Origin of the sequence: Pseudoxanthomonas sp. PXM01 (assembly GCF_014851815.1) — a bacterium.
In the GTDB taxonomy this organism is placed as follows: domain Bacteria; phylum Pseudomonadota; class Gammaproteobacteria; order Xanthomonadales; family Xanthomonadaceae; genus Pseudoxanthomonas_A.
The window spans coordinates 1,097,509-1,111,465 of record NZ_JACVAJ010000001.1; the positions used below are offsets into that span (position 1 = coordinate 1,097,509).

12 protein-coding genes are annotated in these 13,957 nt (G+C 66.5%); 4 read left to right on the plus strand and 8 right to left on the minus strand.

Annotation, left to right across the window (positions count from 1 at the left end; translation table 11 throughout):
- Window positions 1–131: 131 nt before the first annotated feature.
- From ispH to murJ, 5 genes are all read right to left on the minus strand, one after another.
- Window positions 132–1,082 (minus strand): 4-hydroxy-3-methylbut-2-enyl diphosphate reductase, encoded by a 951-nt coding sequence (ispH, locus tag IB230_RS04960; protein ID WP_192269433.1) that lies wholly within the window; start codon window positions 1,080–1,082, stop codon window positions 132–134.
- Between the two features lie 184 nt (window positions 1,083–1,266).
- Window positions 1,267–1,764, minus strand: coding sequence for a signal peptidase II (lspA, locus tag IB230_RS04965; protein ID WP_192269436.1), 498 nt, complete (start codon window positions 1,762–1,764; stop codon window positions 1,267–1,269).
- Entirely contained in the window at window positions 1,764–4,595 is a 2,832-nt protein-coding gene (gene ileS, locus IB230_RS04970; protein WP_192269440.1) for an isoleucine--tRNA ligase, read from the minus strand. The genes lspA and ileS overlap by 1 nt, the downstream gene beginning before the upstream one ends.
- Window positions 4,592–5,539: a bifunctional riboflavin kinase/FAD synthetase gene (locus tag IB230_RS04975; RefSeq protein WP_192269442.1), complete on the minus strand. Its 948-nt coding sequence runs from the start codon at window positions 5,537–5,539 to the stop codon at window positions 4,592–4,594. Before IB230_RS04975 ends, ileS begins: the two co-directional genes overlap by 4 nt.
- An 81-nt stretch (window positions 5,540–5,620) precedes the next feature.
- Window positions 5,621–7,234: a murein biosynthesis integral membrane protein MurJ gene (gene murJ / locus IB230_RS04980; RefSeq protein WP_192269446.1), complete on the minus strand. Its 1,614-nt coding sequence runs from the start codon at window positions 7,232–7,234 to the stop codon at window positions 5,621–5,623.
- A 127-nt stretch (window positions 7,235–7,361) separates the two neighbouring features.
- Between murJ and rpsT the strand changes: the two genes are divergently transcribed.
- Together rpsT and IB230_RS04990 are read left to right on the plus strand one after the other, a co-directional pair.
- Window positions 7,362–7,631 (plus strand): 30S ribosomal protein S20, encoded by a 270-nt coding sequence (gene rpsT, locus IB230_RS04985; RefSeq protein ID WP_062355047.1) that lies wholly within the window; start codon window positions 7,362–7,364, stop codon window positions 7,629–7,631.
- Between the two features lie 159 nt (window positions 7,632–7,790).
- Window positions 7,791–8,363, plus strand: coding sequence for a hypothetical protein (locus IB230_RS04990; protein ID WP_192269449.1), 573 nt, complete (start codon window positions 7,791–7,793; stop codon window positions 8,361–8,363).
- A gap of 57 nt (window positions 8,364–8,420) precedes the next feature.
- Here IB230_RS04990 and cgtA read toward each other — a convergent pair whose 3' ends face one another.
- The 3 genes from cgtA to rplU form a co-directional block, all read right to left on the minus strand.
- On the minus strand, window positions 8,421–9,473 hold the full coding sequence (gene cgtA, locus IB230_RS04995; RefSeq protein WP_192269453.1) for an Obg family GTPase CgtA: 1,053 nt from the start codon (window positions 9,471–9,473) through the stop codon (window positions 8,421–8,423).
- Window positions 9,474–9,588: 115 nt separating this feature from the next.
- Window positions 9,589–9,849 (minus strand): 50S ribosomal protein L27, encoded by a 261-nt coding sequence (gene rpmA / locus IB230_RS05000; RefSeq protein WP_062355042.1) that lies wholly within the window; start codon window positions 9,847–9,849, stop codon window positions 9,589–9,591.
- Between the two features lie 12 nt (window positions 9,850–9,861).
- Complete coding sequence (gene rplU, locus IB230_RS05005) at window positions 9,862–10,170, minus strand: 50S ribosomal protein L21 (RefSeq protein WP_062355039.1); 309 nt, start codon at window positions 10,168–10,170, stop codon at window positions 9,862–9,864.
- 419 nt (window positions 10,171–10,589) lie between these two features.
- Here rplU and uvrA point away from each other — a divergent pair, with 419 nt between their 5' ends.
- Window positions 10,590–13,541 (plus strand): excinuclease ABC subunit UvrA, encoded by a 2,952-nt coding sequence (gene uvrA, locus IB230_RS05010; protein ID WP_192269456.1) that lies wholly within the window; start codon window positions 10,590–10,592, stop codon window positions 13,539–13,541.
- Window positions 13,538–13,957, plus strand: coding sequence for a thioesterase family protein (locus IB230_RS05015; RefSeq protein ID WP_225589199.1), 420 nt, complete (start codon window positions 13,538–13,540; stop codon window positions 13,955–13,957). Before uvrA ends, IB230_RS05015 begins: the two co-directional genes overlap by 4 nt.

Consider the following 13,957-nt stretch of genomic DNA (forward strand, 5'->3'; position numbering starts at 1 on the left):
CCATGGAAACGGTCGTCCCGGAGCGCGAGGGGACGACACCAGGGCCGCTACGCGTTCGCGTGCACGCCTGCCAATGCCATACCCGTCTTTCCGATGTATCGCGCCGGCGGGAAGCGTCCCGCGCCGACGGATCAGCTAACCAGCTGCAGCCGCAGTTCCTTGGGCAGCGCGAAGACCATGCTCTCGGGCTCGCCATCCAGTTCGCTGACACCGGCGGCACCGAGGTCGCGCAGGCGCTGGATGACGCCCTCGATCAGCACGTCCGGCGCGGAGGCGCCGGCGGTGACGCCGACGCGCTGCTTGCCGTCGATCCAGCGCGGGTCGATCTCGTGCGCGCCGTCGATCAGGTACGACTCCACGCCGTCGCGCTCGGCCAGCTCGCGCAGGCGGTTGGAGTTGGAGCTGTTCGGCGAGCCGACCACGAGGACCAGGTCGCACTGCTTGGCCAGGTCGCGCACGGCGTCCTGGCGGTTCTGCGTGGCGTAGCAGATGTCGTCGTTCTTCGGCCCCTGGATGGCCGGGAAGCGCTGCTGCAGCGCCTGGATGATGCCCACCGTGTCGTCGACCGACAGCGTGGTCTGGGTGGTGTAGAACAGGTTCTCCGGCTGGCTCACGTCCAGCGTGGCGACACCGTCGATGTCTTCCACCAGGTAGATCTGCCCTGCCCCGCCTTCGCGGTTCCACTGGCCCATCGTGCCTTCCACCTCGGGGTGGCCGGCGTGGCCGATCAGCACCACGTCGCGGCCGGCGCGGCAGTGGCGGGCCACTTCGAAGTGCACCTTGGTCACCAGCGGGCAGGTGGCATCGAATACCTTCAGGCCGCGGCGGTCGGCTTCGTTGCGCACGGCCTTGGCGACGCCATGCGCGCTGAAGATGACGGTGGCGCCGTCGGGCACTTCGTCCAGTTCTTCCACGAACACCGCGCCGCGCTGCTTCAGGTCGTCGACCACGAAGCGGTTGTGCACCACCTCATGCCGTACGTAGATCGGCGCGCCAAGCGTTTCGATGGCGCGCTTGACGATCTCGATGGCGCGGTCGACACCGGCGCAGAAACCACGGGGATTGGCGAGCAGGACATCCATAGGACCGATAGTACCGAAGGCAGGGAAATGAAAAGGTAAATGTGTCGCCAGCACCGATCCCGCATGGCACCTACGCCCCTCTCCCGCCTGCGGGAGAGGGGAACGGGGTGAGGGCGAGCCGCCGCGATGCCGCTTTGCAGGGTGGGCCTTGGCCCACCCTACGAGTACGCGGGAGCCACCCGGCTCAACCGCCCTTCTTCTTGCCGTCGAACAGCCCGAACAGCGCGATGCCGATGGCGCCCCCCACCACCGCGCAGTCGGCGATGTTGAACGCCGGCCAGTAGTAGTCGCGCCAGTGCCACTGGATGAAATCGATCACGTGGCCGTGGATCTGGCGGTCGATGACGTTGCCCAGCGCGCCGCCGATGACCAGCGCGTACGGCAGCGCCTGGCGCCAGTCCGCGCGCGCGGTGCGCGACAGCCAGAAGCCCAGCAGGCCACTGATGCCCACGGCCAGCACGGTGAAGAACCACAACTGCCAGCCGCCGGCGTTGGCCAGGAAGCTGAACGCCGCGCCGGTGTTGTAGGTGCGGTACCAGTTCCAGAAGCCCTCGATCACCGGGATGGCGGTGTACTCCGGCAGCGAGGCCAGCACCCACGCCTTCGACCACTGGTCGAGCACGATGACGACGACCGACAGCAGCAGCCAGACCAGCGCATTGGGTTTCGGCTTGATGCTCATCAGAACCACACCCGGTCTTCGCCCGCGCCGTCGATGTTGCTGACGCAGCGGCCGCACAACTCGGGATGCGCAGCATGCTGGCCGACATCGGCGCGGTAGTGCCAGCAACGCACGCACTTGCTCTTGGTGGTCGGCGTGGCCAGCACGAAGATCTCGTCGGCGCTGACTTCACTGACGGTGACGTCGCCGCTGATGAAGAAGAAGCGCAGTTCCTCGGCCAGCGGCTGCCACTTGGCGGCGGTCAATGCATTCACCGACACGGTGATCTCCGCTTCCAGCGCGGCGCCGATCAGGCCGTTGGCGCGCATCGGCTCCAGCACCTTGGCGACCTGCTCGCGCAGGGCCAGCAGCTGGTCGAAGTCGGCGGCGTTCAGCGCGGCGCCTTCCGGCAGCGGCGCCAGGCCGTCGTACCAGGTGGCGAACAGCACGTTGTCGACGCGCTTGCCGGGCAAATAGCCCCACATCTCGTCGGCGGTGAAGCTGAGCACCGGCGCGATCCAGCGCACGAACGCCTCGGCGATATGGAACATCGCGCTCTGCGCGCTGCGACGGCCGCGCGAATCCTCGCGCATCGTGTACAGACGGTCCTTGGTGACGTCCAGGTACAGCGAGCCGAGGTCGACGCTGCAGAAGTTCAGCAGCGCCTGCACGATCTCGGCGAAGTCGTAGCGGTCGTAGGCGGCCTTGATCTTCTCCTGCACCTCATGGGCGCGGTGCACGATCCAGCGGTCCAGCGCGACCATGTCGGCCGGCGCCAGCAGGTCGCGCGCGGGATCGAAACCGTTGAGGTTGCTGAGCAGGAAGCGCGCGGTGTTGCGCAGGCGACGGTAGGCATCGGCGTTGCGCTTCAGGATTTCCTGCGACAGCGACATCTCGTTGCTGTAGTCGGCGCTGGCGATCCACAGGCGCAGGATGTCCGCGCCCAGCGTCTTCATGATGTCCTGCGGCTCGATGCCGTTGCCCAGCGACTTGGACATCTTGCGGCCGTGCTCGTCCACGGTGAAGCCGTGGGTGAGGCACTGCTTGTACGGCGCCGCCTTGTCGATCGCCACGCCGGTCAGCAGTGAGGACTGGAACCAGCCGCGGTGCTGGTCGGAGCCTTCCAGATAGAGGTCGGCCGGCTTGCCGAAGCCGCGCTCCAGCAGCACGCCTTCATGGGTCACGCCGGAGTCGAACCAGACATCAAGGATGTCGGTGATCTTGTCGTAGTCCTTGGCTTCGTCGCCCAGCAGCTCGGTCGCGTCCAGCGTGTACCAGACATCGACGCCGCCCCGCTCCACGCGATCGGCGACCGCGCGCATCAGCTCGACGCTGCGCGGATGCGGCTCACCGGTTTCGCGATGCACGAACAGCGCGATCGGCACGCCCCAGGTGCGCTGGCGCGAGATGGTCCAGTCCGGACGGCCATCGACCATGCCGGCGATGCGGGCTTCGCCCCACTGCGGGAACCAGCCGACGTGCTTGATGGCTTCCAGCGCATCGGCGCGCAGGTTGGCCTGCTCCATCGAGATGAACCACTGCGGCGTGGCGCGGAACGCGATCGGCGTCTTGTGGCGCCAGCAGTGCGGGTAGCTGTGCTCCAGCTTGCTGAAGGCGAGCAGCGCGCCGCTCTGCTTCAGCACCTCGATGATGGTGTCGTTGGCCTTCCAGATATGCAGGCCGGCGAGTTCGACGCCATGCGCGGCCGGCGTGGACGGCAGGTACACGCCGCGGCCATCGACCGGATTGAGCTGCGCAGCGGTGTACTTGTCGAGCAGGCCGTACTGCTTGCTGACGACATAGTCCTCCTGGCCGTGGCCGGGCGCGGTATGCACGGCACCGGTACCGTCTTCGGCCGACACGTGGTCGCCGAGCAGCACGGGGATGTCGCGCTCGTCGTAGAACGGGTGCGCGAAATGCAGGCCTTCCAGCGCCGCGCCTTTCACGCGCGCATGCACGACGACGTCGGTGACGCCATAGCGCTGCAGCGCGCGTTCGGCCAGCGCATCGGCAACGACCAGCCAGCGGCGCTTGCCGTCATGCGCGGGACCGTCGACCAGCGCGTACTCCAGCTCGCCGCCCATCGAGATGGCCAGCGATGCGGGCAGCGTCCACGGGGTCGTGGTCCAGATCGGCACGGCGATCTCGACACCGTCAGGCACGGCCACGCCGAACGCCTTCGCCACCGCCTGCGCATCGCGCGCGGCGTAAGCGACGTCCACCGCCGGCGAGACCTTGTCGGCGTATTCGATCTCGGCTTCGGCCAGCGCCGAGCCGCAGTCGAAGCACCAGTGCACCGGCTTCACGCCGCGCGTCAGGTGGCCGTTGGCGACGATCTTCGCCAGCGCGCGGATCTCGTTGGCTTCGAAACGGAAGTCCAGCGTCTTGTACGGATTGTCCCAGTCGCCGATCACGCCCAGGCGCTTGAAGTCCTTGCGCTGGATGTCGATCTGCGACTCGGCGTATTCGCGGCACTTCTGCCGGAATTCGACCGCGTCGAGCTTCACGCCGACCTTGCCGAACTTCTTCTCAATGGCGATCTCGATGGGCAGGCCATGGCAATCCCAGCCCGGGATGTACGGCGCATCGAAGCCGGCCAGGTAGCGCGACTTGACGATGATGTCCTTGAGGATCTTGTTGACCGCGTGGCCCAGGTGGATCGCACCGTTCGCATACGGCGGGCCGTCGTGCAGCACGAACAGCGGGCGGCCCTTGGCGTTGTCGCGCAGTTGCGCGTACAGGCCCTGGCTTTCCCAGCGCGCCAGCGTGTCCGGCTCGCGCTTGGGCAGGTCGCCGCGCATCGGGAATTCGGTGGCGGGCAGATGGAGGGTTGCTTTGTAGTCCTGGCTCACGCCGTCGCTCGTCGTTGGTGTTCGGAAAGGAGTGCGCGCGCCTCGGCGGCGTCGCGATGCATCTGCTCGGTGAGGCTGGGCAGATCGGGGAATTTCAGTTCGTCGCGCAGCTTGGCGACGAATTCGACGTCGATGTGGCGCCCGTAGAGGTCGCCGGCGAAGTCGAACAGGTGGGCTTCCAGCAACGGCTCGACGCCGTCGACCGTGGGACGCGTACCGAAGCTGGACACCGACGGCCACGGTTGGTCGCCGACGCCGTGCACCCAGGTGGCGTAGATGCCGGACAGCGCGGGCGTCTTCGGAAAGCGCAGGTTGGCGGTCGGAAAACCCAGCGTGCGCCCGAGCTGCTTGCCGCGCACCACGCGGCCGCCGATGGCGTACGGGCGGCCGAGCAGGCGCTCGACGGTGGCGAAGTCGCCGCCCTTCAGCGCTTCACGGATACGGGTACTCGAGACACGTTCGCCCTGCGCATGCACCGGCTCGATTTCGCCGGCGGTGAAGCCCAGTTCGCGGCCCATCGCCTGCAACAGGGCGAGATCGCCGCCGCGGCGATGACCGAAGCGGAACTCCGGACCGATCCAGACTTCACGGGCGGCTAGGCGGCCGGACAGCAGCACGCGGGCGAAGTCTTCGGCGGACATCGCGGAGAGCTTGGCATCGAAGCGCAGCAGGCCGACGTGGTCGGCACCGAGATCCAGCAGGCCTTCCACCTTGGCACGCGCCAAAGTCAGGCGCGGCGGCGGGGTGTCCCTGGCGAAGAACTCGCGCGGCAGCGGTTCGAAAGTGACCACGACGGCCGGCACGCCCAGCGCGCGGGCACGGGCGACGGCATGCCGCACCAGCGCACGGTGGCCCAGGTGCAGGCCATCGAAGGCGCCGATGCAGACCACGCTACCGTGCGGGCACAAAAGCCCGCCATCGACGTCACGGAACAGCCTGCTCATGGATTCCTGTGGGGACGGATGCGCCAGGCGGCGGATCCGGGATGTTGCAAGACCTTGAAGTATAGCCGGCCCTGCCCGTCCTCAATGCCCACGCAGGTCACGCGGCCGGATGCCTTGCAGGTACAGCAGGACGGCGTAGAGACCGCCACCGGCACCGACCATCACCGCCAGCCGCCAGCCACGCTCCCACCAGGCCCACGGGGTCCATTCGACCCAGACCAAGCGGAACGCCACCACCACCAGCGTCATCGCCACCGTGGCCAGCACGATCTGGCGCAGGAACCGGGCCCAGCCCGGCTGCCGGCGATAGACACCGGCCTTGCGCAGCAGCCAGGCCAGTTGCAGCGCGTTGACCCAGCCGGCGATGGCGATGGCCAGCGCCAGCAATGCGTGGGCGCCCTGGACCTGGCCGAGCGCGGCCTTCAGGTCGCCGCCCGTGGCCTGCAGGGCCTGCCGGCCCGGCTCGGTGCCGTAGAGCATCGCGGCGAAGAACAGCACCGTACACAGCGCGTTGGTCAGCACCGCCACCACCGCCGCCTTGACCGGCGTGCGGGTGTCCTGGCGCGAATAGAACGCCGGCGCCAGCACCTTCACCAGCAGGAACGCGGGGATGGCGATCGACTGGGCCATCAGGCTCCAGCTGGCCATCTGCACGTCGGTGGCGCCGAACCGGCCGTACTGGAACAGCGTCGACAGCAGCGGCTGGGCGCACAGGATCAGGCCGGCGCAGGCCGGCAGGCCGATCAGCAGGCAGAGCCGGAAACCCCAGTCCAGTCCCTTCGAATAGCCCTCGGGATCGGTCTCCGCGTGGCGGCTGGACAGGTGCGGCAGGATCACCGTGCCAATGGCGACACCGAACATGCCCAGCGGGAACTCCAGCAGACGGTCGCTGTAGTACAGCCAGCTGACGCTGCCGCTGATCAGTAGCGCGGCCACCCAGGTATTCAGCAGCAGGTTGAACTGCGCCACCGAGGAGCCGAACAGCGTGGGCACCATCAGGGTCAGGATCTTGCGCACGCCGGCGTGGGCGGCATCCAGCTTCGGCCGGGGCAGCAGGCCCAGCCGGAACAGCGACGGCAACTGGAACCCCAGCTGCAGCAGGCCGGCGATGAATACACCCCAGCCCAGCACCATCACCGAACTGCTGAACCACGTTTGCGCCGCGAAGGCCGCCGAGATCATCGCCACGTTCAGCAGGATCGGCGAGAGCGCCGGGATGGCAAAGCGCTGGTAGCTGTTGAGGATGGCGCCGACCAGCGAGGCCAGCGAGATGAACAATGCATAGGGGAACGTGACCCGCAGCAGGTCGGTCAGCATCGCCATCTGCGCGTCGTCGAAGTTCGGCGCGATCAGGCGTGCGATCTGCGGCGCCAGCAGGATGACGACGGCCGTCAGCAGCAGCAGCACGGCCGCCAGGGTGCCGGCGACCCGGTCGATCAGGGCCTTGACCTCCCCGGCGCTGCGGGTAGCCTTGTACTCAGCCAGTACCGGCACGAAGGCCATCGAGAATGAGCCCTCGGCCGACAGCCGCCGCATGAAGTTGGGGATGCGGAACGCCACGAAGAAGGCATCCATCATGCCGCCAGCGCCGAAGACGTGGGCGTAGACCTGGTCCCGGACCAGTCCGGACAGGCGGGACAGGAAGGTCATGGAGCTGAACACGGCAGCGGACCGCAGGAGCCGATTGCCGCTCATCGCCCGCCCTTTGCCCGGGGATGACCCAGGTTGACGCAACCCATTGAATGCCCCATAATTTCCGGCTCAATTACCCGTCTTCCGTTCACCCCCTGAATTCTCTCAGGTATTCATCAGGAATCCCACTGTGGCCAATATCAAGTCCGCCAAGAAGCGCGCCAAGCAGACCGTCGTGCGCAATGCGCGCAATGCCGGTCAGCGTTCGATGCTGCGCACCGCTGTCAAGAAAGTCCTGAAGGCGCTCGACGCCAATGACGCCGCCGGCGCCCAGGCCGCGTTCGTGTCGGCCCAGCCGATCCTCGATCGCCTGAGCTCGCGCGGCCTGATCCACAAGAACAAGGCTGCCCGCCACAAGAGCCGCCTGAACGCCCGCATCAAGGCCCTGCAAGCGGCCTGATTCACGGCGGCACGCAACGCGAAGACACTGGGAACCCGCCGAAAGGCGGGTTTCTTTTTTGGCCTGCTCGCCCCCCATTGACGCATATCCCCTGCCCCGGTTCTGATGCGCACGCCTCGCCAACCGGAGAGGCAGGGGGAATTCAACAAGGGGAACACGATGAAACTGCTTCGTGCGACGGCGCTCGCCGTCCTGTTGGCCACCGCGTCGATGTCGGCACATGCCGGCAAGATGGCCAAATCCAATGAACCGCTGACGCTGGAACCGGACAAGGCCGCCGTCGTCTTCATGCGACCGGGCAAGTTCGTCGGCGCCGCCGTCGCCGTGCCGCTGTTCGACGTGACGGGCGACGAGACCAAGTTCATTGGCATCCTGGATGCCGGCAGCAAGGTGGCTTACCAGGTGCCGGCAGGCGAACACGTCTTCATGACCACGGTCTTCGGCGGCGATGGTGGCGTGCGCTTCTACAAGGCCAACGTGGAAGCCGGGAAGACCTATTACTTCCGCGCCCACATCATCGACGGCATCTGGGGGTTGTCGCCGGTGCACCAGGACGCGTTCACGGGCAAGGACTTCGCTGGATGGGACAAGGGCACCCAGCTGACGATCAACAGCCCCAAGTCGCTGGAATGGGGCCAGGCCAATCTGGAGAGCGCCACCCAGCGCCACAAGAACCTGGAGCCGCAGGTGATCGCGGATTCCGCTTCGCTGCGCACGGAGGATGGCCGCTGAGGCCCATCCCTTTCCGCTAATGAAAAACCCGCCGACCGGCGGGTTTTTCTTGAGGTTTCACGCCTCGCGCGCGGCCTCGTCGGCTTCTTCCTTCTGTCGATCGAAGAAGGCCATCACGTCCTTCATGATCGGCCAGGTACCTTCGCGCGAAATGGCGGAGACCTGGAACCAGGGCTGGGTCCAGCCGAGGCTGGCGATGATCTGTTCGGCGCGTTCCTTTGCCTCGTCCTCGAACATCAGGTCGGCCTTGTTGAGTACCAGCCAGCGCGGCTTCTGCAGCAGTTCGGGATCGTGCTTCTCCAGCTCGCGCTCGATGGCGCGGACCTGCTCGACCGGATCCACGTCCTCCACGCCGCCTTCCATCGGCGCCATGTCCACCAGATGCAGCAGGATGCGGGTGCGCTGCAGATGGCGCAGGAACGTCGCGCCCAGGCCGGCGCCGTCGGCGGCGCCCTCGATCAGGCCCGGGATGTCGGCGATGACGAAGCTGCGGTGGGCCTCGACGCTGACCACGCCCAGGTTCGGATACAGCGTGGTGAACGGATAGTCCGCGACCTTCGGCGTGGCCGCCGACACGGCACGGATGAAGGTGCTCTTGCCGGCATTCGGGAAGCCGAGCAGGCCGACGTCGGCCAGCAGTTTCAGCTCGAGTTTCAGCAGGCGCTCTTCGCCCTCTTCGCCCGGGGTCGCCTTGCGCGGCGCACGGGTGATGGAGCTCTTGAAGTGCATGTTGCCCAGGCCGCCCTTGCCGCCCTTGGCCACCAGCAGGCGGTCGCCGTGTTGGGTGAGGTCGCCGATGACTTCGTCGGTACTGACGTTGGTCACCACCGTGCCCACGGGCACCGTGATGGTCAGGTCTTCGCCGGCCTTGCCGTACATCTGCCGGCCCATGCCGTTCTCGCCGCGCTGCGCGCGGAACTGGGTCTGGTGGCGGAAGTCGACCAGCGTGTTGAGGTTCTCGTCGGCCTGCAGCCAGACGCTGCCGCCGTTGCCGCCGTCACCACCGTCCGGGCCACCCAGCGGAATGAACTTCTCGCGGCGGAATCCCACGCAACCGTTGCCGCCGTTGCCGGCGCCGACCTGGATTTCTGCTTCGTCTACGAGTTTCATGGGATTGGACTGGGGTGATGAGGAGGGATGGAACGGGCGCGGGATCGAAAAACAAGCCCCGCAAACGAAAAGCCCCGCACGCGGCGGGGCCCTTCGCTCGGCGTGTGGGGAAGCCTCAGGCTTCCGCGACCACGCTCACGGTACGGCGCTTCTTGGCGCCCTTGACCGAGAACTCGACCTTGCCGTCGACCAGCGCGAACAGCGTGTGGTCGCGACCCAGGCCGACGCCCGGACCCGGATGGAACTGGGTGCCGCGCTGGCGGATGATGATATTGCCCGCATCGATCGCCTGACCACCAAAGACCTTGACGCCCAGCATCTTCGGATTGGAGTCGCGGCCGTTGCGCGAGGAACCTACGCCTTTTTTGTGTGCCATGACTGCTTCTCCTTACTTGGTGATGCCGGTGATTTCGATTTCGGTGTAGTGCTGCCGATGACCCTGGCGCTTCATGTGGTGCTTGCGGCGGCGGAACTTGATGATGCGGACCTTGTCGGCGCGGCCATGGCCGACGACCTTGGCGGTCACGCTGGCGCCCTTCAGGGCGTCGCCCAGGCTGATGGTCTCGCCATCGCCCAGCATCAGGATGTTGTCGAAGGTGATCTCGTTGCCGGCTTCGGCCTCGAGCTTCTCGACGCGGAGCGTCTCGCCCTTCATCACGCGGTACTGCTTACCGCCCGTGACTACGACTGCGTACATGTGGATTCCTTGGTTTCTGTAGTTATTTTCTGGAGCCTGCCCGCCATCGAGGGCGAACAGAAGCGGAATTGTAGTGGATTCATGGAGTTAGGGTCAACCCTGCCCATGCTCGACCTTCCGGGCGCTGCTGCCGCCCGTCTTTACGGACAGGGTTCGTCCGCAATGCGGCGCAGGCTGTCCTCGATGGCGCCCCTCGTCGGCGCCTCCCACCGGGGCACTCCATTGTAAATCAATGACTTGACTGGATGTTCCCGGCGATGCCGCCCGTGCTCGCCCCGACCGGACGCGGCGCCGACGGCCCGTCCCGGGACTGGACCGGCCGCCTACCCGACCCCACTGCTTCGCTGGCAATGGCGCTATTTGCCCCCACCTAGGCAGATCGCTACGCTTCCTTGTTCGCTTTCCGGATCCCCCACCCGATGGCCATGGACTTCATCCGCATCCGCGGAGCCCGTACCCACAACCTCAAGAACATCGATCTCGACCTGCCGCGCGACAAGCTGATCGTGATCACCGGCCTGTCCGGCTCGGGCAAGTCGTCGCTGGCGTTCGACACCATCTACGCCGAAGGCCAGCGCCGCTACGTGGAATCGCTGTCGGCGTATGCGCGGCAGTTCCTGTCGGTGATGGAGAAACCCGACGTCGACCACATCGAGGGCCTGTCGCCGGCGATCTCGATCGAACAGAAATCGACCAGCCACAACCCGCGCTCCACCGTCGGCACGATCACCGAGATCTACGACTACCTGCGCCTGCTGTATGCGCGCGTCGGCCTGCCGCGCTGCCCGGACCACGGCTATCCGCTGGAAGCGCAGACGGTCAGCCAGATGGTCGACCAGGTGCTCGCGCTCGACGGCGAACAGCGCTACATGCTGCTGGCGCCGGTGATCCGCGAGCGCAAGGGAGAGCATGCGCAGGTGTTCGACCAGTTGCGCGCGCAGGGCTTCGTGCGCGTGCGCGTCGATGGCGAGCTGTACGAGATCGATGCGGTGCCGGCACTGGCGCTGCGCCAGAAGCACACCATCGAAGCGGTGATCGACCGCTTCCGTCCGCGCGAGGACCTCAAGCAGCGTCTTGCCGAAAGCTTCGAGACCGCCTTGAAGCTGGGCGACGGCATGGCCCAGGTGATGTCGCTGGACCAGCCGGACGCCGCACCGCTGCTGTTCTCGTCGAAGTACTCCTGCCCGGTCTGCGACTACTCGCTGCCGGAACTGGAGCCGCGCCTGTTCTCGTTCAACTCGCCGGTCGGCGCCTGTCCGACGTGCGACGGCCTGGGCGTGGCGCAGTTCTTCGATCCTGCGCGCGTGGTCGTGCATCCGGAGCTGTCGCTGGCCGCCGGCGCCGTGCGTGGCTGGGATCGCCGCAACGCGTACTACTTCCAGCTGATCGCCTCGCTGGCCAAGCACTACCAGTTCGACACCGATGCGCCTTGGCAGTCGCTGCCGGAGAACGTGCAGCAGGCCGTGCTGTACGGCAGCGGCGAGGAGGTCATCACCTTCACCTATCTCACCGAGTCGGGTGGACGCACGCAGCGCAAACACCGCTTCGAAGGCATCGTGCCGAACCTGGAGCGTCGTTACCGCGAGACGGAATCGCCGGCGGTGCGCGAGGAACTGGCGAAGTACATCAGCGACCGTCCCTGCCCCGACTGCCAGGGCGCGCGTCTCAACAAGTCGGCGCGCAACGTGTTCGTCGCCGATCGTCCACTGCCGTCGCTGGTCGTGCTGCCGGTGGACGAAGCGCTGGCGTTCTTCCGCAGCCTCGACTTGCCCGGCTGGCGCGGCGAGATCGCCGCCAAGATCGTCAAGGAAATCGCCGAGCGCCTCGGCTTCCTCGTCGATGTGGGCCTGGATTACCTGACGCTGGAACGCAAGGCCGACACGCTGTCGGGTGGTGAAGCGCAGCGCATCCGTCTGGCCTCGCAGATCGGTGCCGGTCTGGTCGGCGTGATGTACGTGCTCGACGAACCGAGCATCGGCCTGCACCAGCGCGACAACGAGCGCCTGCTCGGCACGCTGACGCGCCTGCGCGATCTGGGCAACACAGTGATCGTGGTCGAGCACGACGAAGACGCGATCCGCCTCGCAGACTATGTGCTCGACATCGGCCCCGGCGCGGGCGTGCACGGCGGTGAGATCGTCGGCCAGGGCACGCTGCAGGACCTGCTGGAGGCGCCGCGTTCGCTGACCGGCCAGTACCTGTCCGGCAAGCGCCAGATCGAAGTACCGAAGGCACGCCACAAGGCCAACCCGAAAATGACGCTGCACCTGCGCGGCGCCACCGGCAACAACCTGAAGGATGTGGATCTCGACATTCCGTCCGGCTTGCTCACCTGCATCACCGGCGTGTCGGGCTCGGGCAAGTCGACACTGATCAACGACACGCTGTATTCGCTGGCCGCCAACGAAATCAACGGCGCTTCGCACAAACCCGCCCCGTACCGCGAAGTGACCGGCCTGGACCTGTTCGACAAGGTCGTCGACATCGACCAGTCGCCGATCGGGCGCACGCCACGTTCGAATCCGGCGACGTATACCGGCCTGTTCACGCCGTTGCGCGAACTGTATGCGCAGGTGCCGGAAGCGCGCGCGCGTGGCTATTCGCCGGGCCGTTTCAGCTTCAACGTGCGTGGTGGTCGCTGCGAAGCCTGCCAGGGCGACGGCCTGATCAAGGTCGAGATGCACTTCCTGCCTGACGTGTACGTGCCCTGCGACGTCTGTCACGGCAAGCGTTACAACCGCGAGACGCTGGAGATCCTCTACAAGGGCTACAACATCAACGACGTGCTGGAAATGACGGTCGAGGATGCATTGGCCTTGTTCGAACCGGTGCCGTCGATCGCGCGCAAGCTGGAGACGCTGGTGGATGTCGGCCTGAGCTACGTCAAACTCGGCCAGAGCGCGACCACGCTGTCCGGCGGCGAAGCCCAGCGCGTGAAGCTGTCGAAGGAGCTGTCGCGCCGCGACACCGGGCGCACGCTGTACATCCTCGACGAACCGACCACCGGCCTGCACTTCCACGACATCGAACACCTGCTCGCCGTGCTGCACAAGCTGCGCGATGACGGCAACACCATCGTGGTGATCGAGCACAACCTGGACGTCATCAAGACGGCGGACTGGGTCGTGGACCTGGGGCCGGAAGGCGGACACCGCGGCGGCCAGATCCTGGCCACCGGCACGCCCGAGGACATCGCGGCGCATCCGGATTCGCATACGGGTCGCTTCCTCGCCAAGCTGCTGCCCGCCGCCAAGGCGCCGAAGCCGACCAAGCCGGCCGCGGTTGCCAAGCCCGACGTGCTGCCGCCGCGCAAATCCGCCCCGAAATCGGCGAAGACCACCAAGACCACGACAAAGAAGGCCGCACGATGAGCGACGCACACGACACCGGCCGCAAGCTGCTGGCGAAGATCCCGATCAGCGTGCGCTGGCGCGACATGGACAGCATGGGCCACGTCAACAACGCCAAGTACATTTCGTACCTGGAAGAGGCACGCGTGCGCTGGATGCTCACCGTGCCGGACGTGTCGATGACCGACCGCATCGCGCCGGTCGTCGCCGCCAACAACATCAACTACAAGCGACCGCTGACATGGCCGAACGATGTGGTGGTCGAGCTCTATGTCGACCGGCTGGGCACCAGCAGCGTCACCATCGGCCATCGCATCGTGTCGGCCAAGGACGACAGCGTGCTCTATTCGGACGGCAACGTCGTGGTCGTATGGATGGACACGCAGACCGGCCACAGCGCACCGTTGCCGGCGGCGATCCGCGCGGTGTCGGAGTAA

Excerpts from the sequence above, each read along its gene's own strand:
- lspA (WP_192269436.1), bottom strand. The coding sequence starts at position 1,764 with ATGAGCATCAAGCCGAAACCCAATGCGCTGGTCTGGCTGCTGCTGTCG.
- uvrA (WP_192269456.1), top strand. The coding sequence starts at position 10,590 with ATGGCCATGGACTTCATCCGCATCCGCGGAGCCCGTACCCACAACCTC.
- ispH (WP_192269433.1), bottom strand. The coding sequence starts at position 1,082 with ATGGATGTCCTGCTCGCCAATCCCCGTGGTTTCTGCGCCGGTGTCGAC.
- IB230_RS04990 (WP_192269449.1), top strand. The coding sequence starts at position 7,791 with ATGAAACTGCTTCGTGCGACGGCGCTCGCCGTCCTGTTGGCCACCGCG.
- IB230_RS05015 (WP_225589199.1), top strand. The coding sequence starts at position 13,538 with ATGAGCGACGCACACGACACCGGCCGCAAGCTGCTGGCGAAGATCCCG.
- rplU (WP_062355039.1), bottom strand. The coding sequence starts at position 10,170 with ATGTACGCAGTCGTAGTCACGGGCGGTAAGCAGTACCGCGTGATGAAG.
- murJ (WP_192269446.1), bottom strand. The coding sequence starts at position 7,234 with ATGAGCGGCAATCGGCTCCTGCGGTCCGCTGCCGTGTTCAGCTCCATG.
- IB230_RS04975 (WP_192269442.1), bottom strand. The coding sequence starts at position 5,539 with ATGAGCAGGCTGTTCCGTGACGTCGATGGCGGGCTTTTGTGCCCGCAC.
- rpmA (WP_062355042.1), bottom strand. The coding sequence starts at position 9,849 with ATGGCACACAAAAAAGGCGTAGGTTCCTCGCGCAACGGCCGCGACTCC.
- cgtA (WP_192269453.1), bottom strand. The coding sequence starts at position 9,473 with ATGAAACTCGTAGACGAAGCAGAAATCCAGGTCGGCGCCGGCAACGGC.